This is a genomic window from Alloalcanivorax sp. C16-2 (assembly GCF_046507615.1).
Classification (GTDB): domain Bacteria; phylum Pseudomonadota; class Gammaproteobacteria; order Pseudomonadales; family Alcanivoracaceae; genus Alloalcanivorax; species Alloalcanivorax marinus_A.
Genome location: NZ_JBKFTL010000001.1, coordinates 483,703 through 509,961 on the forward strand (window position 1 = coordinate 483,703; position 26,259 = coordinate 509,961).

Sequence of the window (26,259 nt, forward strand, 5' to 3'; positions counted from 1 at the left end):
CGGGCGCGTATAAATGCGAATCGTTATCAAGATCCCCGTGCGCGCCTTATGCTGCTTCTTCTCTCCGCCGTGCTGCTCGCCGGCACCTTCCTGCTATATCTCTCCGATCGCCAGCAACGGGCGCTGGACCGCCCGTTACCACCGGCTGCCCGGCTCGCCGGGCTGGTGATGGTGGCCGGCGCTTTCGCCGGTTGGGGTTGGCACCTGGGGCCCGGCGTGGGGCTGTTCACCGCGCTGTGGGTATTCGCCCTGGGGGCGATGGGGCTGCCAATGCTGGTCGGCCATTGGGTGGACAGTTACCGGGCCGGTCGCCGCAAGACCTCCGGGGGGCGGGCATGAGGGGCTTGCTGGGCTCCGTGCTGGGCTTGCCCCTGGCGATGATGCTGTGCGGTCTGCTGGCCGCCATATTGCCGATTGACTGGCGCGACTGGCTGGTGCTGATGATGCTGCTGTCGCTGCTGGTCTGGGCGCTTTTGATCGTGCTCTCCGGCATGGCGCGCACGCCCTGGCGCGCCGGCATTGGCCTGCTGGCGGCCAACGGCCTGGCCTGGCTGTTACTGCAAACCACCAGCCTGTACGGGGGAACCTGATGCGCGCGGAGACCCTGAAACGCCATATTGATCTGCACGCCTGGGCGGGCATTCTCACCGGGTTGGCGCTGTTCGTGGCCTTCTTCGCCGGTGCCCTGAACATGTTCCATCACGAGCTGCATCACTGGCAGGAGCCGGCGGCGCGGGAAGCCGCCGCCCCGGACGCCAACATGCAGGCGTTGCTGGACACCGTGGTGGCCAACAATCCGGACGCCGGTCAATGGATGTTCCTGGTGCCCGGCGACGACCCCTCCGCCATCTGGCGGGACACCGTGGACGGCGAAGGTGTCTGGCGTACCGAGCACGCCTCGGACTTCAACGATGCCGGCGAAAAGGTGGCGCCCCCCGGCGGCTCCGGGCTGTCCGATTTCGTCAACGAGCTGCATTACGAACTGGCTATTCCGAAGTTTGGCCTCTACGTCATGGGCATTGTTTCGGTGCTCTATGGCGCCGCCCTGATCGGTGGGCTGGTGATCCACTGGTCGCGGCTCAAAAAGGAATTCTTCGCCCTCAAGCACCAGGGCAACCTGCGCCGCTACTGGAAGAACCTGCACAACCTGGTGGGCGTGATCAGCTATCCCTTCCATGTGATTTTCGCCTGGACCGGCGCCGCCATGGGCTGCCTGGCCATCGTCACCCTGGTGATGGGGGCCCTGGTATTCGGCCCCCGGTTCCAGTCCGTCTTCACCGAGGCCACGGAAGCCTGGCCCACCCCTGAAGCCAGTGGCACCCGCGTCGCCATGGCCAGCATCGACGACTACCTGGCCGGCGCCCGGGAAGCGATGCCGGAACTGGATGTGGGCTGGATCGAGCTGCAGCAGTACGGCGATGAGAACGCGGTGGTGGACGTGGGCGGTTCGGTGCACGGCAAGGTGGCGCACTATTCCCATGTGGTGATGCGCGGCGACAACGCCGAGCTGCTCACCGTCAGTGGCCCCGGCCAGCGCTCCTTCAACCATTTCCTGATGGCACCGGTGTATTCCCTGCACTTCGGTGACTATGGCGGCCTGTTCGTGCGGCTGATGTATTTCGCTCTCGCCCTGTTGGGCTGCCTGCTGTTTTTCTCTGGCAATATCATGTGGTGCGAGCGGCGCACCGATCGTCAGGGTCCGAGCCGCTCCGCGGCCTTCATGCTCAGGCTGACCCTGGGCGTTACCTTTGGCGTCATGGCCGGTCTGGCCATGGCGTTCATCGTCAGCAAACCGATGCTGTATTCACCCTGGCAGGCGTGGACCGCCCCGGCGGAAAAAATTGCCTTTCTGGCCACGCTACTGGTCGCCCTGGTCGCTGCCTTCCGGGCCGCGCCGCTGACCACCGCTGGGCTGTGGCCGAAGCTGTGCGCCGGTCTCTATATCCTGGCGCCGCTGGTTCAGGGGGGCATCGAAGGCTTCCACACCTGGCTGGAGCCGGACTTCCTGCTGGTTAACGGCGCTCTGCTGGCGGTGGCCGCCAGCCTGATCCTGGTGGATCGCCTGCGCCGGCGCCGTATGCGCCGGGCCGCGCCGCACCCGCTCTGGGTGGGCGCCGCCCATCCGGTGACGGCGGCCAATCCGGTGGACCCGGATCCGGCCTGATGGCCATCATTGACGCGCACCAGCTGCAAAGGGACTGGGCGGACATGACGCCGGCCCGTGCCCGCGCCCTGCAACGCGAAAGCGCCGCCCGGGTCCGGTTGCGAACGGAAGTGGTGTTGCCGCCGGACACCGTGGCCGGCGTGGACGTGGGCTTCGAAAACGGCGACACCGCCCGGGCCGCGGTGGTGGTGCTGCGTTACGCGGACCTGGAGCCGGTGGACTACGCGCTGGCCCGGCTGCCGGTGACTTTCCCCTACGTGCCCGGCCTGCTGTCGTTTCGTGAATGCCCGGTGATTCTGCGTGCCCTGGAGCAACTGCGCGTGGCGCCGGACCTGCTGCTGTGCGACGGCCACGGGGTGGCGCACCCTCGCCGCCTGGGCATCGCCGCCCACCTGGGTGTGCTCACCGGCCTGCCCACCGTGGGGGTCGCCAAGAAGAGGCTGTGCGGGCGCCATGGCGCGGTGCCCGAAGGGCGGGGTGAATGGACTCCGCTGAAGGACGGCGACGAGACCCTGGGCGCGGTGCTGCGCACCCGGCCCGGGGTCAAGCCGTTGTTCATCTCACCGGGCCACCGGCTGGATCTGCCCGCCGCTCTGGAACTGGTGATGCACTGCACCACCCGCTACCGGCTTCCGGAGACCACCCGCTGGGCGGACGGCCTGGCGTCCAACCGGGGCCAGCGCTGGTTGGCCCGGCTTGATCAACTGCGCTGACGTCGCGGGCGGATCAGGATCAGGGCGCCAGGGAGAGGCGGTGATCCGGCCCGGGCGCGGCGCCGCTGACCGGTTCGATTCTGGACAGCGTGGCGCCGACCCACTCGGCCACCTTCGCCTTGCCCACCACCTCGCCGGCGCGCCACGCCACCACCTGACCGGTGGGGGTGCGCACCGGCCGGCCCGGTTCGCGTACCTCCAGTACGGTGCCTTCCGCCAGGCCGTTGACGCGGCCGGCGGCGATGTACAGGGCATTGCCCTCGCCCTGGAACGGGCGCGCTGACCAATCCGCCGTGGCGGCCTGGCTGGCCAGGCTATCGAGCAGGCGGGCGGCGCCCTGATCGTTGTTGGCGACGCGCTCGGTGAGTTCCTTGTCCAGCGCCGTGTCCCATACCCGGACGGCGACCCGGCCGCCGTCCTCGGCGCGGGCCTGGACCAGCAGGCGGGCGCCGGGGTAGAGCGCCAGTGCCGAGCGGCAGGCCTGGCTGGCGAGATCGTTGCATTCGGCGGTGTGGGCGATGGCGTCCTGGACCAGACCCTTGGGCAGGATCAGCAGGCCACGGTCCGCCGCCTCGGCGGTCAGTGTTTCAGGCAGAGCGGCTTCCACCGGCCCTTCCATCACCAATGCCACGTTGGCGAGAGGTTGATCGCGCCGGTTGAAGCTGACGGCACGGGGCTCGCCGCCGTTATTATCGGCGGGTTGAGCCTGGCTCCACCGTTCCCAGAAAGGCGTGTCCCAGTCCGGTTGGGGCGTATTCAGGTTGGAAGGGCCGTTGGCGATCTCCAGGGCTTGCTCCGCTTCGGCGTCGGTGAGGGCGCAGCCACTCAGGCTGAAGGCGGCGAGAGCGCTGGAGAACAGCAGGGTTCTGGTAGTGAGCTTGATCATGAAAGTAGTTCCGTATCAGAAAAGCGGGAGCGGGGACCACGGAGTTTGGGCAACCGGCAAAGACTTTGTCCAGTGGTGGAGTGGAGGAGCGGGGCGTGCGTCCCGCAAATGAAATCGGGGCGACCAAGGTCGCCCCGATTTCGTGCCTGACAATGCAGCCCGTGGGCGTTTAGAAGCTCACGCTCATGTTCAGGCTGGCGGCTTTCACATCGTCCTCGGCGAAGGTGGCGCCGGAGGTGCTGCCGATCAGGTCGTTGCCGCTCAGGGTGGCCACGTCGTTCTCCTCGATCATGCCCACGGACAGCCAGGTACGCAGGCTCTTGTTGGCCTGGTAGGCGAACTGCAGGTCGTAGACCATGCTGTCGTCGTCGGCGGTGCCGTTGTCCACGGAAAGCTGGCCCACGGCGCCGGTGATGGAGAATTTCGGCGTCAGGTTGAACTTGGCGCGCGCGATCAGCAGGTCCTCATCGAAGTCCTTCATGCCCAGGGTGCCGCCCATGCGGTACAGGCTGCTGGCGCTCTGGGTGGCTTCCGGGTTGGAGTTGATCAGGCTGGACCAGGTATCGAAGCCGGGGGAGATCAGACCACCGTCACGGGTGGCGGCGTACTGAACACCCAGGTCGACGATGCCCACGTTGGTGCCCAGACGCAGGTAGGCGGACGGTGCGTCTTCCTGGAAGAAGCGGTCGTCGCCGGGCACGCCGGTTTCAACGTTGCCGTTGGTGAACAGGTTGAAGCCCACGGCCAGATCCAGGGCCTCGCCGATGGAGCCGTCCAGGTAACCGGAGAACAGGGTGGTGTTGGACAGCGGGTAAGCGGTCGGGGTCGTGGTGAGCGGGCCCTCGGAGTTGTTGTACCACTGTACCCACAGCACGCTGGCGTCCCAGTCACTGACCTTGGTGGTCAGGCCAAGAAGGGACATGTCGCCGTTGTCCACGTCGGAATAGCTGTTGCTGTCGCGGCGGCGGTCATAGCCGGCCACCACGCTGGTGGTCTTGCTGAACGGCTGAACCACCAGAATCCGGTCACGACGGTCGTCGCACACCAGGAAGCAGTTGTTGTAGCTGGTTGCCTGGCGGCCGACCCGGAATACGGTGTGGCCCACCGGAATCTGTACATAACCCAGGTCCAGGCGAACGGAGTCACCGCGGCTGGTGCTGTTGTAGGAGGGGCCGTAGCTGGTTCCATGATCGTCGCCGCCCCAGCGGTCGCCGGCCACTTCCACGCTGGTGTACACGGAGATGCCGGTATCCTCGTCGAGGAAGTTGCTCTTCACGCGGATCAGGTGGCCGAAACCATTGTCGCTATCCTTGCTGGCACCGGCGGGCAGGCCATCTTCATCGAGCTGGTTGGCGAATGCGGTGGCACGGTACTCCAGGCCGAAATCGGTTTTGATGGCCTGGGCCATCGGGGACAGCGCGGCGGTGGCGCCGAACACGGCCGCCATGCCGATGGCTTTGGTCAGTTTGGAAAGGCGGGGCTGGTCAGAATGACTGTTCAGCGCTCCCTGAGCGTCTTTGGTCCACTTAAGTGCCATTGTTTTTGTCCTGTTTCTTCGAAGTTTATTGGTATGTCAGAGGGTCGTACTCCGGTCATCCATCACCGGCCACCACCCCCGGGGTGACAAACCCGTTTCAGGCGATGAACGATGAAACCCTCTCGTATGCCCTTCCCAGGGCATCGTCTCCCGAGCGGACACGTTCGTGGTGAACAAGTCCACTAGACTTTTGGCGAAGCGCCGTGATTACACGGTTTCACCCCACCGTCACGGGCTATCTTAGAGCCCCTTTTGTCGCCGAAGCAATACTGTAAAGCGGCAAAATACCGGTTGGTATGTTGGCGCCGAGTGGAATCCGTCACGCCCACCGGGTGAGAAAGTGAACACTGGTTGATTTTTGGTGAGTGGCCGGCGGGTTTTAAAGGTCACCGGGAATCGGCTGACGGGGGCGGGGCCCCGCCGCCTCTCTGGAATCCACTATAGTGACGCCGCCACCGATCCTGAAAAATGAAACGTCCTGCCTCCGGGTGTTCCATTTTTCGAAATGGAAACAGTTGTTCACTCGTTCAGGTTGGTGGGGAACCGGGTCCGGGGCCGGCCGAGAAATACCCTGAAAATGTTGCGAGATGTGTCCGCGCGGGTGCTCAGGGTTCGCCCACGGTGACGATTTTCAGTGTGTTGGTGCCGCCACCCACGCGCACGGCGTCTCCCCGGGTGAGAATGACCCGGTCTCCGTCGGCCACCTGGCCGGCCTTGAGTAATTGGCGGACCGCTTCTTCGTTGGCCCGGTTTTCGGGGTGCGAGCCGAGATCGAAGCGGCGTGGCTCCACGCCCCGATAGAGGGCCACCCGGCGCTGGGTGCGCGGGTCCGGCGTGAAGGCGAAGATCGGCATGCCGGAGCGCACCCGGGACATAAGTCGCGCGGTGGTGCCGGTTTCGGTCATGGCGATGATCGCCTTGACGCCGTCCAGATGGTTGGCCACATGCATGGCGGCGCGGGCAATGGCCTCGTCGGTGCGCTGCATGGCCAGTTCCGGGCGGTGGTTGGGTGGCCGGTTCTGGTAGGTGCGCTCGGCGCCGAGAATGATGCGGTCCATGGCTTGTACCGTGGCCACCGGATAATCGCCCACCGCGGTTTCCGCCGACAGCATCACCGCGTCGGTGCCGTCCAGCACCGCGTTGGCCACGTCCGAGACCTCGGCGCGGGTGGGCTGTGGGCTGTGGATCATGGATTCCATCATCTGCGTGGCGGTGATCACGAAGCGATCCAGGTCCCGGGCCCGGCGGATGATGTGCTTTTGCACGCCCACCAGCTCGGCGTCGCCGATTTCCACCGCCAGATCGCCGCGCGCCACCATGACGCCGTCGGACGCCTTGATCAGGGCGTCCAGGGTGTCCGGGTCGGCCACCGCCTCGGCGCGCTCGATCTTGGCCACCATGTCGCCGTGGCCGCCGGCGTCCCGGTACAGCCCACGGGCCTGGTGAATGTCGTCGGCGTGGCGCGGGAAGGACAACGCCAGGAAATCCAGGTCCAGCTCCGCCGCCAACAGCAGGTCACGACGGTCCTTGTCGGTGAGAGTGTCGGCATTGAGGCCACCCCCCAGGCGGTTGATGCCTTTATTGTCGGACAGCTCGCCGCCCACGGTGACGTGGCAGCGCACGCGGGAGCCCTCCACGGCGTCCACTTCAAGCTGAATCAGGCCATCGTTGAGCAGCAACACGTCGCCGGGCCGGCAGTCCTCGGCCAGGCCGGCGTAATCGGTGCCCACCGCGTCGCCGTCGCCGGCGTCCTTGTCCAGGGCGGTATCGATGGTGAAGGGGGCGCCGGCGCGCAGCATCACCGGGCCGTCACGGAATCGGGCCACGCGGATCTTGGGGCCCTGCAGATCGCCAAGCAGGGCAACGGTGCGGCCCAGGCGTTCCGCCTGTTCGCGTACCCGAGCCGCCACGCTTCGGTGGTCGTCGGCGCTGCCGTGGGAGAAGTTGAGGCGGAACACATTGACGCCGGCGTCGATCAGGGCGGCGAGGGTGTCGCTGCCGGAGGAGGCGGGGCCAAGTGTGGCAACGATCTTGGTGCGTCGGAACATCGCGAGCTTTCCCGGAACGATGGAGAGTGATGACGCTATTGTGGCAAAAAAGGGTGACGGTTTGGGGGCGACGGACAGCGATAGGAGGAGAGGGAAAGGAAAATGGCCCGCCCGTCAGGATTCGAACCTGAGACCTTCGCCTCCGGAGGGCGACGCTCTATCCAGCTGAGCTACGGGCGGATATCGGCGTGCCACGGGCCTGGGCCGGCGGGCTGCCGATAAGTGGCGCGCATGATAGCGGGTTGCGGCGGGGGAGTCCATGGGAAGAGCGGGGTTTGGGGCCGGCGTCCCGGGCCGGTATGATGGCGCCCGCCGAACGGTGGTGCGCTCGGCGCGGCGGCATTTTACAATCTTTTCCCGCCAACCGGAGTCCGTTTGGTTACCCTCTTGCAGCATTGGGATGGAGTAAAAAACGGTGCGTATTGCTTACCTAGAAGACGATCACGCCCAGGCCGAGCTGGTCACGCACTGGCTCAGGGAATCCGGGCACACGTGCACGCATCTCTCCAGTGGGCGGGAATTCATGAGCCTGCTGCGCAGGGATACATTCGATTTGCTGGTGCTCGATTGGGAAGTCCCCGATATGAGTGGCTACGCCGTCCTGGAGGAGGTGCGCGCCAGCGGCAACAAGACGCCGGTGCTGTTCGCCACCCAGCGTGACGACGAGTCCTCCATCGTTGGGGCGCTCAGCCAGGGGGCCGACGACTATATGGTTAAGCCTGTGAAACAAGCGGAACTGCTTGCCCGCCTCACCGCATTGGGGCGGAGGGCGGGCGTGGCCGACATGGATGATCAAGGAATGATGACCGTGGGACCCTGGACGATCGACCGTGGTCGGCGCCAGATTTTTCTCGACGAGGAACCCATCAAGCTCACCGACAAGGATTACGAGCTGGCCTGCTATCTGTTCCAGAACGTGGGCAAGCTGATGTCGCGGGCGCACCTGCTGGAGAAGGTCTGGGGCATTATGACCCCGATCGAATCCCGCACCGTGGACGTGCATATCAGCCGCATTCGTCGTAGTCTGCAAATCCGGCCCGAGCGTGGCTATCGGATCAAGACGGTATACCAGCACGGTTACCGCCTGGAGCCGGTTGACGAGTAATCGTCCCGGCTCCTTTTTGGCCCGGGCGCCACGCTACGGTGTCCCGCCGATCGTTCCGAAACGCTGCCCCGGCCGGGCTGTCAGCGTATTATTGACTCTCCGTCGTCCCGCCACCGGCTTGCGCCGGGGGTGCGGGGTGGCACGGCCCGGAGCGGGCCGGAGGCGCATAACGATAGGGCTGGCGGCGGCGCAGTAACGACTTTCAGGGGCACCATGGCGAACCCGGGTTCCGAGCAAAAACGCTATTTCATCGAGCACCTCTCGGTGCTGCTGGTCGTGGCGGGGCTGTGCGTGCTCCTGTCGATCAGCGGCGCGCTTTCCTTTTTTAACCGTTATGTCTACGACAGCATGATCGGATGGCTGCCCATGGAGCCCTCCGGCGACGTGCTGATCGTCGGCATCGACGAGTACAGTCTGCGCGAGATCGGGCGCTGGCCCTGGGACCGGCGGGTGCATGCGCAACTGCTGGACCAGCTTCACAAGCAGGGCGCGCGGGCCATTCTCATGGATCTGATCCTGTCCGAGCCGGACCGCGCCCGACCGGAGTCTGACCGCGCCCTGGTGGACGCCATCGGCAACGCCGGCAATGTCTATCTGCCCGTGCACGTGGAGCAGTTGCGCTCCGGTGGGCAACTCACCGAGGTGCTGCCCCATGCCCCCTTCGCCCGGGCCGCCAAGGGGCTGGGCCATGTGGACCTGGAGCTGGACGGCGACGGTGTGGCCCGGTCGGTGTACATGCGCTCGGGAATCGGCCAGCCCTGGTGGCCGCACATCACCCAGGCGGTGTTGGAAGGCGAGGGGCTGCTGTCCCCGGATATCTATCCGGCCGGGGACGGCGAAGGCTTCTCCGGGCTTGCCAACGTGCGCAAATATCCGCGTTACATTCCCTTCGTGGGCCCCGCCGGCACCTATCCCCAGGTATCCGCGGTGGACGTGCTCGAAGGCCGGGTGCCGGATCAGTTGATCAAGGACCAGTTCGTGCTGATCGGCGCCACCGCCGCCGGCCTCGGCGACGTGTTGCCCACGCCGCTGGCCGGCCAGGGTGAATTGATGGCCGGGGTGGAAATCAACGCCAATATTTTCGATGCCCTGCGCAGGGGCGAGCTGATTCAGGGCCTGTCGCCGGTACCCACCATGTTGCTGGGGGTGTTCCTGGCACTGCTGGCGCCGCTGGCGTTACCGCTGGTGTTGCCGCGCTGGAGCATTCCGCTGGTGCTGGCGTCCCTGGGGCTGACCCTGGCGGTGTGCTATGGCCTGCTGGCGCTGTTCGGCCTGTGGTTCTCCCCGGCGGCGGCGTTGCTGTCGGCGATCGTGGCCTATCCACTGTGGACCTGGCGCCGCCTCGAATACTCCATGGCTTATATGCGCAACGCCCTGGCGCGTCTGTCGGAATACAGTGATCTCAACCGCCGCCTCACCGAGCCGGCGCCCATGTCGCGTATGCTCAGGATGCTTGATCAGGTGTTGCCGGTACGGGCCTGGCGCATGCAGACCCAGGGCGGCGCCCCGGTGTCCGGCGGTGAACAGCTGGCGCCGGTGGACTGGCGCGGCCCGCTGGCCCGTCGCTATCCGTTCCGCCACGAGGGCAAGCGCTACGAACTGTCGGTGGCCTGGCGCCAGGGCCTGGATGCCGACACCTACGATTACTGGATTCGCGCCATGCTGGCGCGCACCGAGGCGCGTGGCCGCAGCGGCGGCCCGCGTTACGAGGTGATCGAGAAGCACGTGGAAAAGCTGCGCAATGAGGAACAGCGTCAGCAGGCGCTGACCCGCTTCTTCCAGGTGGGGCTGGCGCAGATGAGCGAGGGCGTGCTGATCTGCGACGCCTGTGGCGGGGTGGTGTTCATCAACCCCCAGGCCGCTTACCTGCTCAGCCTGGAGGGCGTCGGCCAGGACACCCTGGGGCTGGCGGACATCGGTCGCGAGCTTGAATTCAGTGGCGAACGCCAGTGGGTGGATCTGGTGCAGACGGTGCTGGCCGATGGCCGGGTGCAGAAAGAGTGCCGCAACCGGCGCGGCATGGACCTGTATCTGGACATGATTCTGGTGCACGCCGGGGATCAGCCCGGACGCATGCTGATCATCAGTCTCAAGGATATCTCCGACGTCAAGCAGGCGATGCGTACCCGTACCGAGATGCTCGACTTCCTGTCCCACGATCTGCGCTCGCCGATGGTGTCGGTGCTGGCATTGATCGGCAAGATGCGCCATGGCGAGGAGGGTGAGCGCCTGCGTGACTTCCTGGACAACGTGGAGCATTACGCCCAGCGTAACCTGAATATCGCCGAGCAGTTCCTGCAGCTGGCCCGGGTGGAGTCCGAGGAAGCGGTGGAAATGATCGAGCAGGACATGCTCGACGTGGTGGAATCCGCCGTGGACCAGGTCCAGATTCAGGCCCAGGCCCGGGATATCCGCCTGCGTTTCGATTACAACGAGGACGAGGACGTCTGGGTGCGCGGCAACAATGAGCTGCTTGAGCGGCTGGTGGTCAACCTGCTCACCAACGCGGTCAAGTACAGCCATGAAGGCGGCGTGGTGGACGTGCGTCTGTATGCTGGTGACGACCGGGTGCTGTGTCAGGTCCGCGACCACGGCGTGGGGATTCCGGAGGCGTTCCAGGAGCGCCTGTTCGAGCGCTTCAGCCGGGCCAGCACCAGTGGCGGCGCGCGTACCCGCGGCGCCGGCCTGGGCCTGCGCTTCGTCAAGGTGGTCACCGAGCGCCATGGCGGCGATATCACGGTACAGAGCGAGCCCGGCGAAGGCAGCTGTTTCACCCTGTCGCTGCCGCGTATCAGGGTGGATCATCTGTAACCTTTTTCCCCGTGTTTTCTACGGGTATAATCCGGCGGCCCCCGGGGCAAGTCGCAGCTATCAGAGGTGTCATTGTGAAAAAACTGCTGTCAGCCAGCCTGGTTCTCCTGGCCACCCTTTTTGCCGGAACCGCCGTGGCGGCCGAGAATTCCTCCTACCCGCTGGGTCAGCGTTCGATTTTCAGTGACCGCGCCACCGCCGAGCGTCTGGCCCCGGTGGGCAGCGTCTGCGTCGAAGGCGAGGAGTGTGGCGCCCAGGTAGCCGCCGCCGAGGCTGGCTCCGGGGAGCCGCGTTCCGGTGAGCAGGTCTATAACAGCGGCTGTGCCGCCTGCCACGCCAGCGGTGCCGCCGGCGCGCCCAAGCTGGGCGACAGCGCCGCCTGGGCGCCGCGTATCGACAAGGGCATCGATACCCTGGTCAAGCACGCCTACGAAGGCTTCAACGCCATGCCGGCCAAGGGCATGTGCGCCGATTGCTCCGAGGAAGAGATTCACGCGGCGGTGGAATACATCGTCGGTCAGAGCAAGTAACCATGCGCGCCGCCGGCGCCCTGGCGCTGGCCTTGGCGCTGGCCGGCTGCGGCGATCCGGAGTCGGCGCGTGACGTCGGCACGAAGACCGCCGAACCCCGCCCACCTTCAGCCATTTATGGCCGCTACTGCGTTAATTGTCATGGCCGCGGCGTGGCCGGAGCGCCCCGGGTGGGGCCGGCGTTCCGGCCGCTCTGGTCGGACAAAGTCGAGCAAAAGGGTCTGGAATATCTGTTCCGGGTGGCCATCGAGGGCCGGATGGGCATGCCGCCCAGGGGGACCTGCTTCGACTGCAGCGACCAGGAACTGGAAGCCACCGTCATCCATATGCTCAAGAGGAGCGGCGCCCGGTAGCGGCTAAAGCCGCTCCCACGGCAATACGGCGCGGTGCTCAGTCAAGCAGAGCCTTCAGGTTGGCGATGCTGTTTTCCGCCACCCGGTCCTCCACTTCCTCGTCCTTTTCCACCCCTTCCCCGATACGCATCAGGTCGTCCAGGGGCAGTTCGTCCAGAAAACGGCTGGCGATGGTGTCCACCTTCTCGCCGTACTGCTTGCGGGTCAGCGCCTGGGTCAGCGCCAGGCTTTCCCGGGCCCGGGTGATGCCCACGTACATCAGGCGGCGCTCCTCGACGATATTGTCGTCCTCGATGCTGGCCCGGTGCGGCAGCAGTTCTTCCTCCACGCCCATCATGTAAACATGGGGGAACTCCAGCCCCTTGGAGGCGTGCAGCGTCATCAGCTGCACCCGGTCGGAGTCGTCTTCCTCTTCCTGCTGCTCAAGCATATCCATCAGTACCAGCTTGCCGATCACCGCTTCCAGGTCGGAGGCGCCGTCGTCCTCTTCTTCCTGTTTTTCCAGCATGCGCTGGATATTGCGCACCAGCTGCCAGACGTTCTCCATGCGCTTCTCGCCGATGCGCGGGCTGGAGGCGTTCTGCATCACCCAGCCCTCGTAGTCCATCTCGGTGATCAGTTCGTGGATTGCCTGCAGGCTGTTGTGGCCGAAACAGGCGCGGCGCTTCTCATCCAGCCACTGTTTGATGCCGCGCAGCTTCTCCGCCGCCTTGCCGGGCATCACTTCGCCCAGGGCGAAGTCATCGCAGACGTGGTACAGGCCCTGGTCCCGTTTCGCCGCCCAGCCGGCCAGCTTTTCCAGGGTGGCGGGGCCGATCTCCCGGCGCGGGGTGTTGATCACGCGCAGGAAGGCGTTGTCATCGTCCGGGTTGACCAGCAGCCGCAAGTAACACATCAGGTCCTTGATCTCGCCCCGGGCGAAGAAGCTGGTGCCGCCGGACACCTTGTAGGGAATCTGCAGGGATTGCAGCTTCATCTCCAGAATTCGCGATTGGAAATTGCCCCGGTAGAGCACCGCGAAATCCTTCCAGCGCAGGTTGCCCTGCAGGCGCCGGTGGAAGATGTCGCCGGCGATCCAGTCGGTCTCGGCGTCCTCGTCGCGCAGCGCCGCCACGCGGATCGCCTCGCCGTAGCCGTGGTCGGACCAAAGGCTCTTCTCGAACACATGGGGGTTGTTGGCGATCACCGTGTTGGCGGCTTTGAGAATGCGACCGGTGGACCGGTAGTTCTGCTCCAGCTTGACCACCCGCAGCGCAGGCCAGTCATCCTGCAGGCGGGCCAGGTTTTCCGGGCGGGCGCCACGCCAGGCATAGATCGACTGGTCGTCGTCACCGACCACGGTGAAGCGGCCCTCCGGCTGGGTAAGCATGCGCACCAACTCGTACTGGGCGCCGTTGGTGTCCTGGTATTCGTCCACCAGCAGGTACTGGATACGGTGACGCCATTTGTCGAGGATGCGCGGCTGCTCCCGGAACAGGTGCGCCGGCAGCAGGATCAGGTCGTCGAAGTCCACCGCGTTGCAGGCCCGCAGCATGCGGCTGTAACCCTCGTAGGCCATGGCGGCGCGCAGCTCGGCGGCGTCCTCGGCGCGGCTGATCGCTTCCTGGGGCAGGATCAGCTCGTTCTTCCAGTCGGAGATGCGCTTTTGCACCGCGTCCACGGCGTTCAGGTCCTGCTCGGATTCGCCCTGGCGCAGGATCTCCTTGAGGATTTCCTTGCTGTCGGTCTGGTCGAGGATCGAGAAGCCCCGGCGCAGGCCGCTGGCGGCCAGTTCCTGCTTGAGGATACGCAGCCCCAGGTTGTGAAAGGTGGAGACGATCAGGCCCCGGGTCTGGCCCCGGTCCACCAGGCTCTGCACCCGCTCCTTCATTTCCCGGGCCGCCTTGTTGGTGAAGGTGACGGCGGCGATGCGCCGCGCCGGCAGGCCCTTCTCCTGGATCAGCCAGGCGATCTTGCGGGTGATCACGCTGGTCTTGCCCGAGCCCGCCCCGGCGAGCACCAGCAGGGGGCCATCGGTGTACAACACGGCTTCCTGTTGACGGGGGTTCAGCGTCGACATAGAGCTCCGGCGATCAGGGTCGGGAAAACGCGTATCATACCAGCGAATAGCCACCCCGTAGCAGGGATCATTCGACGAGGAGCCGATGCGGCTGGATCGCTTTCTGGCGCTGCACACCGACCTGGGCCGGCGCGGCGCCCGCCATGCCCTGGCCCAGGGCCGGGTGACCCTGGACGGGCGCACCGTCACCGACGGTCACTGCCCGGTGGACGATTTCAGCCCGGTGGCGCTGGACGGCGGCAGCCTGCGCCGGCGCCGACCGCGCTATCTGATGCTCCACAAGCCCGCCGGCTGCGTCAGCGCCACCCGCGACCCGGTGCATCCCACGGTACTGGATCTGATCGACGAACCGGAGGCCGACAAGGCGGAGCTGCATCTCGCCGGGCGCCTGGATTTCAATTCCACCGGGTTGCTGCTGCTCACCAATGACGGCCTTTGGTCACGGCGCCTTACCGAGCCCGGCGCGGGTCATGACAAGGTCTACCATGTGCGTACCGAGGACCCCATCGGCGCCGATTACGCGGCGGTGTTCCGGCGCGGCCTGTATTTTCGCTACGAGAATCGCGTCACCCTGCCCGCCGGGCTGGAGATCCTTGGCGAGCGCGAGGCCCGGGTGACCCTGCGCGAAGGCCGTTATCATCACATCAAGCGGCTGTTCGGGCATTTCGATAATCGGGTGGTGGCGCTGCACCGTGAACGTATCGGCGCCATCGTGCTTGACCCGGCCCTGGCGCCGGGACACTACCGGCCGTTGACCGAAGCGGAGATCGCCGGCTAGCGGCGCGCCCTACCAGTGAGCGAACAGGGCGCGCAGATGGCGGGCGCCGATCCGGTTGAGGGTATCGATGTTGCGCTCGGGGATCGCGTCGGCGTCCGGGTAGGCGGCCAGGGCCCGTTCCAGGCTGTCCTCGCGGAGCAGGTGCAGAATCGGGTAGGGCGCGCGGTTGCTGAAATTCTCCGCGTCTTCCGGGGCGGTGCCGGCGAACTGATAGTGCGGGTGAAAGCTGGCCACCTGATAGACCCCGCCGCCGCCATGCTCCGCCATCAGTGCATCCACCGGGTCAAGCAGGTCGTTGTAGTCGAGGAAGTCCGCCAGGGCCAGCGGCGTCACCAATAGCGTGGTTTCCACCGCCGGATGGTCGTCGAGATGAAGAAGTTCCCGGTGCAGGTCGGCGAGCACCGTTTCCCCATCCCGGGCCGTGCTGACCACCAGCCGCACCCGGCCCTGGTCATAGGGGCGCCGTGCGAAGGGGCACAGTTTCAGGCCCAGCACCGCGCCTTCCAGCCAGGCGCGGGTGCGCCGTTCCACGGTGTTCAAACGTTGTGCTCCGGCGTGACGGTGGCCTCGATGGTGTCGCCCTCGCGCAGCACGCCGGAGTCGAGGATTTCCGCGCGCAGGCCGCCCCGGCCCATCAGGGCGCGAATCACCTCGCTGGGGCTCAGGCCCGGGCGGGCCAGCAGCCGGCCCACCACGGCGCAGGGCTCGCACAGCTCGATGCCGCGCATGCGCACGCCGCCGACGCTGAATTCCCGGCCTTCCAGGGCGTTCAGATCAATGCCCTCGGTGATCAGATTGCGGCGCAGGCTGCCCGGCTCAACCTCCAGACCGTACTCCTGGTTGAATGCCGTCACCCGTTCACTTTCGATCAGGGTGATCTGTTCCGCCGGCGGGGTGTCGCGGCGGTAGCGCCGGTCGCCGACGATGCCACGGCCGGCGTCCACTTTCACCGCCGGCTGACGGCTGACCGGGCCGCGCTTCTCGGCGGCGATGTAGAGGGCTTGAACGGTGGCCATGCCGGCTTCCCCTAGCTGTGCGACGAAGACGGCCAATGGTACGTCAGCGCAGCTCGCTTTGCAGCGCCATCACGTCCACGGTGCGTTCGCGCCGCAGCGGATCGATCAGGGTGTGGGCATCGCGGTACACCCGGGGCGTGCGGTAGAGCATCACCAGCGCCCGCCAGTGGCTGGGGCACACGTAACGGTCGGGCATTTCCCGTTGCAGCCAGGTACGCACCCGGGGGGCCTGGTCGGAGCCCAGTTTCGGGAACAGGTGGTGTTCCACATGGTGGCTGAAGTGGAAGTGCAGCGGGTCCAGCCAGCGCCACTGGCGCACGCTCATGGAATTGTCCACCGGGTGATTGTTGTCCAGCTGCGGGCGCAGCATGTGGTTGGTGAGGATGTAACCCTGTCCCAGGGCATTGGCCACCATCAGTGGAATCAGCACGGTGAACGGCGCCAGCGGGCCGGACACCACCGCCAGCAGCAACCAGGCGGCCGCGCAGGTCAGCGATTGACGGATCGCGCGGGCACGATCGAAGCCCCGGAACTCCTGGCGCCGCCGGGTTTGCATCCACAGCACCAACTGGGCGTGGAAGACGAACGAATAGAACAGGAAAAAGTAGCTGTACCAGGTGCCCGAGCCCGGCGCCAGACGGGTGAAGTTGGCCAGCTTGGGGTGCTTGCGGTAGCGGTGCTCGGTGCCGAACGAATCCGGGTCCTGGTCACCCAGGTTGGTGTGGGCATGGTGGGCCACGTTGTGCCAGCGTCGCCAGAATTCCGGTGGTACCAGCAGCGGGCCGAAACCGACCCAGCCGAGCAGGTTCTGGGTACGCCGGCTCAGTCCCAGGGCACCGTGCAGCACCTCGTGGGCGAGCAACGCCTGGCAACCCAGGGTGTGGCCCACCAGCAAGGCGGTCAGCAGGTTGCCCCACCAGGGCAGATCCAGGGTCAGAATGGCGGCCAGACCGACCACCACCAGGGCGCTCATGGGCAGGAACCACAACGCGCGCCAGGGGCGCGGACGGAACGCCTCCGGGCCCAGATCGCGCTTCACCGCGTCGCGGATGGCACGGGCATCGTCGGCGCCGAACTGGCGCTGGTAGCCGGAGGAAGAAGTCATCGGGGGATCTCCGTGATCATGACAGGGCGCCGCCATTTTCGTTGGCCGGCGGCGCCGGAACGAAGAGCCGGGGCGGACACTGTCCTGTCATTTTCGGACAAAGCCGAGAACGGTTGTATTCTTAGCGTCATGAATACCGATGGCACGGACCTCAATGACCTGGCCGGTGATCGCACGCCGATCCCGGTCAACTATGTGCGCAACCTGCTGGAGCTGATCCAGGAGTTCGGGCTGGACACCGAACGGCTGCTGGCCGAGGTGGGGCTCAGCGAGGACGCCGTTTACGGCGCCGAACCGGCGCTGCGCTTCGACCAGTTCCGCCGCGTCATGGAGGGCGCCCGGGCACTCAGCGGCGATCCGGCCATCGGTCTGGCCCTGGGCCAGCAACTCACCGTCACCGCCCACGGCCTGCTCGGCTACGCGGCGATCAGCAGTGCCGATCTGGGCGAGGCCCTGGAATTGCTGGAGCGCTATTTCCGCACCCGCACCCGGTTGTGCTTGCCGCGCCTGCGGGCGCATCCGCGCTGGGTGCGTTTCTGCCTGGCGGAACCCTACGACTTGGGAGACATCCGCGAACCCTACCTGGAAGTGGTCACCGCCGCTCTCGTGGGCGGCCTGCGCTACCTGCTTGGTGAGCGCTTCCGTGACGCCACCCTGGAGCTGCCCTATCCGGCGCCGCCCCACGCGGAGCGCTACACCGAGGTGCTCGGCATGCCCGTGACCTTCGGCAAGCCGGTGGCGGCGCTGCGTTTTCCGGCCCGCCTGATGAGCGAGCGCTTCACCCTGGCCGACCCCACCTCCCGGCGCATGGCGGCGCAGAAATGCGAGGAGGAGTTGCAGCGCCTGGAAGCGGACCAGGACTGGGCCTCGCGGGTACGCTCCCGGCTGATGCAGGCCGAGGGCATGTTGCCCAGCCTGGAACAGCTCGCCGCCAGCTTCCATCTCACCTCGCGCACCCTGCGCCGGCACCTCGCCGCCCTGGGCGTAAGTTACCGAAACCTGCTCGAGGAGGTACGCATGGCCCGGGCGGTGCGTTACCTGCGCGCCAACCAGCCGGTGCAGAAGGTGGCCGACCTGCTCGGCTACGCCGACCCCAGCAATTTCACCCGCGCCTTCCGCCGCTGGACCGGCCACCCGCCCAGCTACTACCGCGACTGAGCCGCCGTCCGGCGCAGCGATCCCCGTCGTTTTCCGTTACAGTAAAGTCTTTTGACCGAATCGTTGTGCCGACGCTCCGGCGACGGCTGAGGAGAGAATCATGAGTGACCGCTGTTTCGACATTTCCGGCAAGCGCATCCTGATCACCGGTGCCTCCAGTGGTTTTGGCGCCCATTTCGCCCGGGAACTGGCGGAGCGCGGCGCCGATCTGGTGCTCGCCGCCCGGCGCGTGGAGAAGCTCCAGGAAACCGCCGAGGCGGTCCGCGCCCAGGGCCGTGACGCGGTGGTGGTGCCCATGGATGTTTCCGATCATGCCAGCGTGGAGAAGGCCTTCACGGAAATGCCGGCCCTGGACGTGGTGATCAACAACGCCGGCATTACCCGCGAAGGTGGTCTGGATACCCTGGAAGAAGAGGACTGGAACGCGGTTGTCGACACCAACCTCAACGGCGTCTGGGCGGTGAGCAAATTCGCCATCCAGCAATGGCGCCGCGACGGCCGTCCCGGCAATATCATCAATATTGCCTCCATTCTCGGCCTGCGGGTGGGAGCCCTGCTGTCGCCGTACACCGCCTCCAAGGCCGCCGTGGTGCAGCTCACCAAATCCATCGCGCTGGACTACGCGCGCCACGATATCCGTTGCAACGCGATCTGCCCTGGCTACGTGGAAACCGACATCAACCGGGACTTTTTCCAAGGGCCCCACGGTGAGAAGCTGATCAAGCGCATTCCCTACCGGCGTCTGGGACGCATCGACGAACTCATGGGGCCGCTGTTGCTGCTGGCGTCCGACGCCTCCTCCTACATGAGCGGCGCCGCCATCCCGGTGGATGGCGCCCATCTCTGCAACAGCCTCTGAGCGTTCCGTAATCACTGGCGGGGCCGGTTGGCGCCCGTCTCGAGGAGTTCGTTTTGGCCTACCTGTTTCCGCTGGCCGCGGTGATGCTTTGGTCGGGCAACAACGTGGTCAACAAGCTGGTCGCCGGGGTGCTGTACCCGGCGGAGATCGGTTTCTATCGCTGGCTGCTGGCCGGCGCCCTGCTCACCCCGGTGATGCTGCGACCGCTATGGCGCCAGCGCCACGCCATCCGGCCGTGGCTGTGGCACAACGTGGTGCTTGGTATTCTCGGCATGGTCGCCTACCAGACCCTGGCCTACTACGCCGGCATTTCCACCAGTGCCACGAACATGGGCATCATTCTCTCGTTGATGCCGCTGCTGGCGCTGCTGTTGTCAGCGCTACTGCTCGGCCAGCCGCTCACCCTGGGCGCGGTCACCGGGGCGCTGATCTCCCTGGCCGGGGTGATCGTGGTGGTGTCCTCCGGCGACCCGGCCGCCCTGATTCACCAGGGCGTCAACATGGGCGATCTGTTGATGTTGTTGGCGACACTGTCCTACGCGGTCTACGGCGTGTTGCTGAAGCGCTGGCGGCCGGACCTGCCGGCGCTCACCCTGCTTTACCTACAGGTGCTGGTGGGCATCGTGGTGCTGCTGCCACTGATGTTGCTGTCGCCGCGTCAGGGGCTGAGCACCGAGGCGCTGCCGCTGATCGCCTACGCTGGCGTGGCCGCCTCCATCGCCGCGCCCTGGTTGTGGATGAATGGCATCACCCGGCTCGATCCCAGTCGTGTCAGCCTGTTCTTCAATCTGGTGCCGTTATTCACCGCCGCCATCGCCGCCGTGGTGCTGCGCGAGCAGCTTACCTGGGCGCATCTGTTCGGTGGTCTGCTGACCCTGGCCGGGGTGATGCTGGCGGAACTGTGGCGGCGCTTCAGTCCGGCTCGCTCTCCCGATAGCTGAGTGCCTCGCGCAGGTGGGCGCGCTCCACCTCGTCGCTGGCGGCCAGGTCGGCGATGGTGCGCGCCACCCGCAGGCTTCGGTGCAGGGCCCGCGCGGAGAGATCAAGGCGCTCCATGACGCCGCGCAGCCAGGCGCGGTGGACGCGCAGCCCCTGGTTCAGGGCGTCCGACGGCAGGTCCCGGTTAAGGCAACCCTGGCGGGTCCATTGTCGCTCCCGGGCGATCGTCACCCTGGCTCTTACCGTGGCGCTGGGTTCGCCGTCACCGTCGGCGAGCAGGGTGGCCGCGTCCACCGGCGGCACCGTCAGGTGCAGGTCGATGCGATCCAGCAGCGGGCCGGACAGCCGCTGCCGATAACGGCGCGCCTTGTCGCAGCGGTAGCCGCAGCCTTTGTTCGGGTCGTCCAGATAGCCGCAGGGGCACGGGTTCATGGCCGCCACCAGTTGGAAGCGGGCCGGGAAGCGCAGTTGCTCGGCGGTGCGCGCGATGTGCACCTCGCCGGTTTCCAGGGGCTCGCGCAGTACCTCCAGAACCTGGCGGCCAAACTCCGGCAGCTCATCCAGGAACAGTACGCCGTGGTGGGCCAGGGAAATTTCCCCGGGCCGGGGCCGGCCGCCGCCGCCTACCAGCGCGGTGGCGGAGATGGTGTGGTGCGGGCTGCGGTAGGGCCGGGTCAGGAACGCCGACGCCGGCCTCGCGGTGCGCAGGGAATGCACCGCCGCCACTTCCAGTGCCTCTTCCCGAGCCAGCGGCGGCAGCAGCCCCGGCAGGCGTGCGGCCAGCAGGCTCTTGCCGGCCCCGGGCGGGCCGCACAGCAACAGTGAGTGGCCCCCGCCGGCGGCGATCTCCAGCACCCGCTTGCCGGCGGGCTGACCGCGTACATCACTCAGGCAGGGCAGGGCGGTGGGTGGCGAGGCCGGCACCGCCGGTGCCGGGTGCGGGTCCAGGCGTTCAGCGCCGCGCAGATGGGCGCACAACGCCGCCAGGCTGGCCGGCGCCAGGGTGTGGGCACCGGCCAGGGCGGCTTCGTCGGCGTTGTCCGGCGGCACCACCAGGGTGTGGCCGGCGCGGGCACAGGCCAGGGCCGCCGGCAGCAGGGCCGGCACCGGGTTGAGCCGGCCGCTGAGGGCCAGCTCGCCGACGAATTCCAGCCCGCCGGTGTCCACCCGCCCCAGCTGGCCGCTGGCCAGCAGGATGCCGAGGGCGATGGGCAGGTCGAAGCGTCCGCCGTCCTTGGGCAGATCCGCCGGGGCCAGGTTCACGGTGATGCGCCGCTGGGGGAAATCAAAGCCGGCGTTGACCAGGGCCGAGCGCACCCGGTCGCGGCTCTCCCGCACCGCCGTGTCCGGCAGGCCGACGATGGTGAAGCCGGGCAGGCCCGGGGCCAGATGGGTTTCCACGCGCACCGGCACGGCGTCGACGCCTCGGGCGGCGCGGCTGTTGAGGCTGGTGATGTTCATGGGCCCAGCTTAACGCGGCGGGCCGGTGTGGCCTGTGCGAGATGCGCCCGTCGTGGTGTAGGTGTTTTGCCCGTTGGCGGTTAAAGGCGGCCCACGCTGCGTTCGATCAGGGCCAGCGCCTTCTCCGCCGCCGGCGCCAGGGTGCGCTGGGCCAGCCGGGCCACGGCGAATTCCACCTTGGGCCGCACCCGATCCAGGTCCAGCCGCACCAGGCGACCGCGCGCCACCTCCTCTCGGCACACCGAGGGGGTGGCGCTGAGTACCGCGTCGGTGCGCGTCACCACCTCGCGCAGGGCGATCAGGTCGTTGCACTCCAGGGCCAGCGGCAAGGCCTCGCCATGGGCCAGGCCCAGCTCCCGGCCGAGCCGCTCCCGGGCCGCCGCCGGCAGCGGCACCGACACCAGCGGGTAGGCGCGCAGATCGGTCACCGCCAAGCCAAGGCGCGCCGCCAGCGGGTGGCCGCCGCGCACGTACCAGCCGGCGGACTCCACCGCCAGCAGGCGGGTTTCCAGGGCCGAGTCCGGGGGCACGGTGCGCCGTTCCACCACCGCGAAGTCCAGCTGTTCCGCCTCCACCTTGCGCAGCAGGCCGGCCCATTCGCCCACCTCCACCCGCACTTTCAGGCGCGGGTGGGCGTTCAGCAGGTCGGCCAGCACCCCGGGCAACAGCACCGCCGAGGGAAAGGCGCCGGCGCCGAAACGCACCTCGCCCAGGTCCTGCTGGCGGATACGGCGACCGCAGCGATGTGCTGTTCGCCCAGCACCACTGGCCTACCTGGGGCGGCGACAACATCCGCGAATTTCTCGCCGACCAGCGCGATATGTACGCCTTCCTCAACGACGAAACCCTGCGCCTGCTCAACCACGGGCTGACGCCGCTGGACATCGCCGATCGTCTGAAACGCCTGCCGGAGCCCCTGGCCAGCCGCTGGTACGCCCGCGATTACTACGGCTCGGTGAGCCACAACGTGCGCGCGGCCTACCAGCGCTTCATGGGCTTTTACGATGCCAACCCGGCTCACCTGAACCCGTTGCCGCCGGTGGACAGCGCCCGCCGCACGGTGGCCTGGATGGGTGGCGCCGCCGCGGTGCTGGAAAAAGCGCGGGTGGAGTTCGAGCGCGGTGAGTACCGCTGGGTGGCCGAGGTGGTCAACAAGGTGGTGTTCGCCGAACCGGACAACCGGGACGCCCGCGAACTGCAGGCCGACGCTCTGGAGCAGCTGGGTTATCAGTGTGAAAACACCACTTGGCGCAATGCCTACCTGACCGGCGCCCAGGAGCTGCGCCTGGGCGTGCGCCGGGTGGGCGGCGGCCAGGCCCCGGATCTGGTGCGCTCGATGACGCCGGATTTGTTTTTCTCGTTCCTGGCGGTGCGTCTGAATGGCGAGCGCGCGGCGGGCGAGGAACTGGTGCTGAACTGGACCTTCCCGGACCTGGACGCGCCGGAGCAGCACCGCTTCGCCCTGACCCTGCGCAACGGCGTGCTCACCCATCTTGCCGGCCGCCACCACCCGCACCCCCGGGTGTCGGCAACCATGAACAAAACCGACCTGGACCGGGTGGCCATGGGGCGCCTGTTCGCCCTGCTCGACGAATTCGCCCCGGGTTTCGACATCGTCACGCCTTCCGCTACGAGTATGGACTGATACCGTCGACACGCCTCCCCGGTAATAATGCACAAAAATGGTGTGAACCAGATTGCAAAACCAATATGCCGGTTGGCGCATTTTTGTTGTGGGTTATAGGGGATAACAATGACATCTTTCCAGGCTTGCTACCGTCTAACGGGAGCCGGTGGCGCTCTTGTTCTGTGTTGGGGGCTGGCCGCGGCCGGCCCGGCGCTGGCGGCGCCGGTGGACTATCTGATCGACGACGGCGAGGTGGTCGAACTGCCCGGCGACCGCCCCGATCCTTGGGATACCGGAGGCCATTTGTTCGTTGGCTTCGACGGCGTCGGCGAACTGACCGTGGCCGATGGGGCCGAGGTCAACGCCGGCTTCACCATTCTCGGCAACCTCGATGACTCGGCGGGCACCCTTACGGTGACCGGCGCGCAAACCCGGTTCAACAGCGCCAACGGCATGGTGTTCGGCGCGCTCGGCAGCGCCGATGTGCGGTTCGCCAACGGCGCCACCATCTCCTCCAACGGCTCCACCCTGGCCCAGGAAGAGAGCGGCGAGGCGGTGATGAGGGTGGAAGGCGCGGACACCGATTGGAACGTGGCCGCGACCCTGACCGTGGGTCAGCGCGGCCAGGCTGACCTGACTATCCAGAATGCGGATGTGCACTCCGACAGCTATCTGGTGCTGGGCCGCTACACCACCGGCAAAGGCACGGTGCACCTGGACGGCGGCCAACTGAGCAATGCCTTCTATGCCGCCGTGGGCCAGGCCGGTGAGGGCGTGGTCACCATGAGCAACGGTGCTCGCGTGCACACCGCCCAGGGCCTGCTCGGTTGGGAAAGCACCGCTCGTGGCGAGCTCCACATGACCGGCGCCGACACCCTCTGGTCCGGCCAAGGCTATCTGTTCGTGGGCTACCAGGGCGAGGGTCTGGCCACCGTGGCCGACGGCGCCACCGTGCGTATTGCCCCGGCGGGGGAGACACCGTCCCTGGTGATTATCGGCGGCCATCAGGATGCCCGCGGGCGTGTCTACCTGGGCGGCGAGACCACAGCCACCGGCGCCGGCTTTCTGGACGTGCAGGAAGTGCGTTTCTCCGGCGGTGACGGCGCCCTGGTGTTCAACCACACCGACCAGGGCTATGAGTTCCTCCCGGTGTTCAACGGCAATGGCCTGATCGAACACCGGGCTGGCGACACCGTCCTCAATGGCCAGTCCACCGGCTTCAGCGGCACCGCCAGGCTCACCGGCGGCACCCTGACGCTGGCCGCCGACCAGGCCTTGGGCAGCGGCACCCTGGAATTGGACGGCGGCACCCTCGCCACCCGAGGCACCGTGACCCTGGGCAATGCCCTGCGCCAACTCGCCGACACCACGCTGTGGGCCGGTGCGGGCACCGCTACCTTTACCGGCGCCCTGGACCTGGGTGACCACCTGCTCACCGTGGACGGTGACGGTGATACCGTCTTCTCGGGCGATATCAGCGCCGGCGCCGGTGCCCTGGAGAAAGTGGGCGGCGGCCGCCTGTCCCTGCTCGGCGATGCCAGCGCCTACGCCGGTCTGCATGAAGTGCGCGCTGGCGTGCTGGCGGTGGACGGCGCGCTCGGTGGCGAATTGACCGTGTTCAGCGGTGGGCGCCTGCAGGGCAATGGCCAGGTGGGCAGCACCGAAGTGCGCGCCGGCGGTATCCTGGCACCGGGCAATTCCATCGGCGCCCTGACGGTGGACGGGGATCTGACCCTGACGGACGGCGCCGCCTTCGAGGTGGAGGTGGACCCGGCCGGTAGCGCCGCCGATCACCTGCACGTTACCGGCCAGGCGACCCTGGCCGGCTCCGTAGTGCACATCGGCGAAGCCGGTGAATATCGGCCGATCAGCCGCTACCGCATTCTTACCGCCGACGGTGGGCTGGTGGACGGCTTCGACCAGGTGGCCTCGGACTTCCTGTTCCTGGACGCGGCGCTGCTCTATGACGCCAATAACGTGGACCTGGAACTGCGCCGTAACGACCTGAACTTCGCCGCCGTCGCCGAAACCGACAACCAGCGGGCGGTGGCCGCCGGGGTGCAGAGCCTGGGCGCCGGCAACGTGCTGCACGATACGGTGGCGCTGCAGACCGGCTCGCCGGCGGCGTTGGCCGCCGCCTACGACAGCCTCAGCGGTGAGGTGCACGCCAGTGCCGCCGGGGCGCTGCTGGAAGACAGCCGGCTGCTGCGGGACGCGGCCCTGGAGCGCTTCGGCGACGACGACCGGCTGGCCGCCGGCACCACTTTGGCGCGGGGCCAGGGCGTCACTGCCTGGCTGCGAGCCTACGGCAACGTGGGGCAGACCGATGGCGAGCCCGGCACCGCGGATCGTGACCGCGACACCCAGGGTGCTCTGCTGGGCGTGGATCGGGTGTTCACTGGCGGCGGCCGTGCCGGCGTTCTGCTCGGCGCCGGCCGTACCGATCTGAACCTGGCGGACCAGCGCGGCAGCGCCGACATCGACAGCGTCCACGCCGGCCTGTTCGGCGAGTACCGCCACGGCCCGGGTGCCCTGCGTGGCGGCCTGTTCTACAGCCATCACCGCATCGACACCCGTCGTCGGGCGGTCATGGGCGGGCTCAATGAATCCCTGGCCAGCGACCGGGACGCGGATACCTGGCAGGCGTTCGTGGAGGCGGCGCACCGTTTCGGGACCACTCGCAGCGTGGAACCGTTCGTGCGGCTGGCGCAGGTGCGCACGGTATTGCACGGTGGCGACGAGCACGGCGGCGACGCTGCCCTGCACGGCGCCCGGGAAACCCTGGACACCACCTTCAGCACCCTGGGGGCGCGGCTCTCCACCACCCTGGCCGGTGAGCCCACCACTCGCCTGTACGGCAGCCTGGGCTGGCAACATGCGTTGGGGGACACCACGCCGGAGGCGTCACTGCGTTTTGCCGGCGGTGGAGCCTTTACCGTTGAAGGGGCGCCACTGGCCCGCGATACCCTGGTGATGGAAGCCGGCTTCAGCTGGCTGCTGGCCCCGCGTGCCACCCTGACTCTCGGCTACCTGGGCGAGACCGGCGACGGCCGGGCCGACCATGGCGGCCAGGCCCGCTTCGGCTGGTCGTTCTGATCGCTTACCCGATG

At 67.1% G+C, this 26,259-nt stretch carries 23 protein-coding genes and 1 tRNA gene; 14 read left to right on the forward strand and 10 right to left on the reverse strand.

Annotated features, from left to right (window positions below):
* Positions 1–48 precede the first annotated feature (48 nt).
* From ACLD02_RS02285 to nfi, 4 genes are read left to right on the forward strand one after another with little or no spacing between them, the layout of a single operon-like run.
* Positions 49–339, forward strand: coding sequence for a hypothetical protein (locus tag ACLD02_RS02285; RefSeq protein ID WP_410297826.1), 291 nt, complete (start codon positions 49–51; stop codon positions 337–339).
* Positions 336–590, forward strand: coding sequence for a hypothetical protein (locus ACLD02_RS02290; protein WP_410297827.1), 255 nt, complete (start codon positions 336–338; stop codon positions 588–590). The genes ACLD02_RS02285 and ACLD02_RS02290 overlap by 4 nt, the downstream gene beginning before the upstream one ends.
* A complete protein-coding gene (locus tag ACLD02_RS02295) occupies positions 590–2,164 on the forward strand; it encodes a PepSY-associated TM helix domain-containing protein (RefSeq protein WP_203103868.1) in 1,575 nt (524 codons plus the stop codon). Before ACLD02_RS02290 ends, ACLD02_RS02295 begins: the two co-directional genes overlap by 1 nt.
* Positions 2,164–2,877, forward strand: coding sequence for a deoxyribonuclease V (gene nfi, locus ACLD02_RS02300; protein WP_410297828.1), 714 nt, complete (start codon positions 2,164–2,166; stop codon positions 2,875–2,877). The genes ACLD02_RS02295 and nfi overlap by 1 nt, the downstream gene beginning before the upstream one ends.
* Positions 2,878–2,896: 19 nt before the next feature.
* Here nfi and ACLD02_RS02305 read toward each other — a convergent pair whose 3' ends face one another.
* The 4 genes from ACLD02_RS02305 to ACLD02_RS02320 all read right to left on the reverse strand — a co-directional run bounded on the left by ACLD02_RS02305 (position 2,897) and on the right by ACLD02_RS02320 (position 7,528).
* The gene (locus ACLD02_RS02305; protein WP_410297829.1) at positions 2,897–3,763 is read right to left on the reverse strand and encodes a hypothetical protein; all 867 of its coding nucleotides are present in this window, start codon (positions 3,761–3,763) and stop codon (positions 2,897–2,899) included.
* 169 nt (positions 3,764–3,932) lie between these two features.
* Positions 3,933–5,300 carry a hypothetical protein gene (locus ACLD02_RS02310; RefSeq protein ID WP_203103862.1) on the reverse strand — a complete coding sequence of 456 codons (1,368 nt, stop codon included), beginning with the start codon at positions 5,298–5,300 and terminating at the stop codon, positions 3,933–3,935.
* Positions 5,301–5,905: 605 nt separating this feature from the next.
* Complete coding sequence (gene pyk / locus ACLD02_RS02315) at positions 5,906–7,348, reverse strand: pyruvate kinase (RefSeq protein ID WP_203103860.1); 1,443 nt, start codon at positions 7,346–7,348, stop codon at positions 5,906–5,908.
* A gap of 103 nt (positions 7,349–7,451) precedes the next feature.
* Positions 7,452–7,528, reverse strand: a tRNA-Arg gene (locus tag ACLD02_RS02320).
* A gap of 235 nt (positions 7,529–7,763) precedes the next feature.
* Here ACLD02_RS02320 and ACLD02_RS02325 point away from each other — a divergent pair.
* From ACLD02_RS02325 to ACLD02_RS02340, 4 genes are all read left to right on the forward strand, one after another.
* A complete protein-coding gene (locus ACLD02_RS02325) occupies positions 7,764–8,453 on the forward strand; it encodes a response regulator (RefSeq protein ID WP_203103858.1) in 690 nt (229 codons plus the stop codon).
* A 213-nt stretch (positions 8,454–8,666) separates the two neighbouring features.
* Complete coding sequence (locus ACLD02_RS02330; RefSeq protein WP_203103856.1) at positions 8,667–11,264, forward strand: CHASE2 domain-containing protein; 2,598 nt, start codon at positions 8,667–8,669, stop codon at positions 11,262–11,264.
* Positions 11,265–11,398: 134 nt separating this feature from the next.
* Positions 11,399–11,794 (forward strand): c-type cytochrome, encoded by a 396-nt coding sequence (locus ACLD02_RS02335; protein ID WP_338015199.1) that lies wholly within the window; start codon positions 11,399–11,401, stop codon positions 11,792–11,794.
* Between the two features lie 2 nt (positions 11,795–11,796).
* A complete protein-coding gene (locus ACLD02_RS02340) occupies positions 11,797–12,147 on the forward strand; it encodes a c-type cytochrome (protein ID WP_203103851.1) in 351 nt (116 codons plus the stop codon).
* A 37-nt stretch (positions 12,148–12,184) separates the two neighbouring features.
* Here ACLD02_RS02340 and rep read toward each other — a convergent pair whose 3' ends face one another.
* Positions 12,185–14,206: a DNA helicase Rep gene (gene rep, locus ACLD02_RS02345; protein ID WP_410297830.1), complete on the reverse strand. Its 2,022-nt coding sequence runs from the start codon at positions 14,204–14,206 to the stop codon at positions 12,185–12,187.
* Positions 14,207–14,291: 85 nt separating this feature from the next.
* Between rep and ACLD02_RS02350 the strand changes: the two genes are divergently transcribed.
* A complete protein-coding gene (locus tag ACLD02_RS02350) occupies positions 14,292–14,984 on the forward strand; it encodes a pseudouridine synthase (RefSeq protein WP_203103847.1) in 693 nt (230 codons plus the stop codon).
* A gap of 9 nt (positions 14,985–14,993) precedes the next feature.
* Here the strand turns inward: ACLD02_RS02350 and ACLD02_RS02355 are convergent, their stop codons facing one another.
* The 3 genes from ACLD02_RS02355 to ACLD02_RS02365 are packed head-to-tail and all read right to left on the reverse strand — an operon-like array spanning position 14,994 to position 17,105.
* A complete protein-coding gene (locus tag ACLD02_RS02355) occupies positions 14,994–15,515 on the reverse strand; it encodes a DUF1415 domain-containing protein (RefSeq protein WP_338015209.1) in 522 nt (173 codons plus the stop codon).
* 5 nt (positions 15,516–15,520) lie between these two features.
* Positions 15,521–16,000 (reverse strand): MOSC domain-containing protein, encoded by a 480-nt coding sequence (locus ACLD02_RS02360; RefSeq protein ID WP_203103843.1) that lies wholly within the window; start codon positions 15,998–16,000, stop codon positions 15,521–15,523.
* Between the two features lie 43 nt (positions 16,001–16,043).
* Complete coding sequence (locus ACLD02_RS02365) at positions 16,044–17,105, reverse strand: fatty acid desaturase family protein (RefSeq protein WP_410297831.1); 1,062 nt, start codon at positions 17,103–17,105, stop codon at positions 16,044–16,046.
* A 129-nt stretch (positions 17,106–17,234) separates the two neighbouring features.
* Here ACLD02_RS02365 and ACLD02_RS02370 point away from each other — a divergent pair, with 129 nt between their 5' ends.
* The 3 genes from ACLD02_RS02370 (at position 17,235) to ACLD02_RS02380 (ending at position 20,063) form a co-directional block, all read left to right on the forward strand.
* Positions 17,235–18,263 carry an AraC family transcriptional regulator gene (locus ACLD02_RS02370; protein ID WP_203103839.1) on the forward strand — a complete coding sequence of 343 codons (1,029 nt, stop codon included), beginning with the start codon at positions 17,235–17,237 and terminating at the stop codon, positions 18,261–18,263.
* Between the two features lie 100 nt (positions 18,264–18,363).
* Positions 18,364–19,122: an SDR family NAD(P)-dependent oxidoreductase gene (locus ACLD02_RS02375; RefSeq protein WP_410297832.1), complete on the forward strand. Its 759-nt coding sequence runs from the start codon at positions 18,364–18,366 to the stop codon at positions 19,120–19,122.
* Positions 19,123–19,175: 53 nt separating this feature from the next.
* A complete protein-coding gene (locus ACLD02_RS02380) occupies positions 19,176–20,063 on the forward strand; it encodes a DMT family transporter (protein ID WP_203103835.1) in 888 nt (295 codons plus the stop codon).
* Here the strand turns inward: ACLD02_RS02380 and ACLD02_RS02385 are convergent.
* Positions 20,035–21,522: a YifB family Mg chelatase-like AAA ATPase gene (locus ACLD02_RS02385; protein ID WP_410297833.1), complete on the reverse strand. Its 1,488-nt coding sequence runs from the start codon at positions 21,520–21,522 to the stop codon at positions 20,035–20,037. The two genes, ACLD02_RS02380 and ACLD02_RS02385, sit on opposite strands and share 29 nt — an antisense overlap.
* Before the next feature lie 80 nt (positions 21,523–21,602).
* The gene (locus ACLD02_RS02390) at positions 21,603–22,250 is read right to left on the reverse strand and encodes a substrate-binding domain-containing protein (protein WP_410298623.1); all 648 of its coding nucleotides are present in this window, start codon (positions 22,248–22,250) and stop codon (positions 21,603–21,605) included.
* 17 nt (positions 22,251–22,267) lie between these two features.
* On the opposite strand from ACLD02_RS02390, the gene ACLD02_RS02395 reads away from it, so the two are divergent.
* Together ACLD02_RS02395 and ACLD02_RS02400 are read left to right on the forward strand one after the other, a co-directional pair.
* Positions 22,268–23,167: an alkyl sulfatase dimerization domain-containing protein gene (locus ACLD02_RS02395; RefSeq protein WP_410297834.1), complete on the forward strand. Its 900-nt coding sequence runs from the start codon at positions 22,268–22,270 to the stop codon at positions 23,165–23,167.
* Positions 23,168–23,275: 108 nt separating this feature from the next.
* Positions 23,276–26,245 carry an autotransporter domain-containing protein gene (locus tag ACLD02_RS02400; RefSeq protein WP_410297835.1) on the forward strand — a complete coding sequence of 990 codons (2,970 nt, stop codon included), beginning with the start codon at positions 23,276–23,278 and terminating at the stop codon, positions 26,243–26,245.
* Positions 26,246–26,259 lie beyond the last annotated feature (14 nt).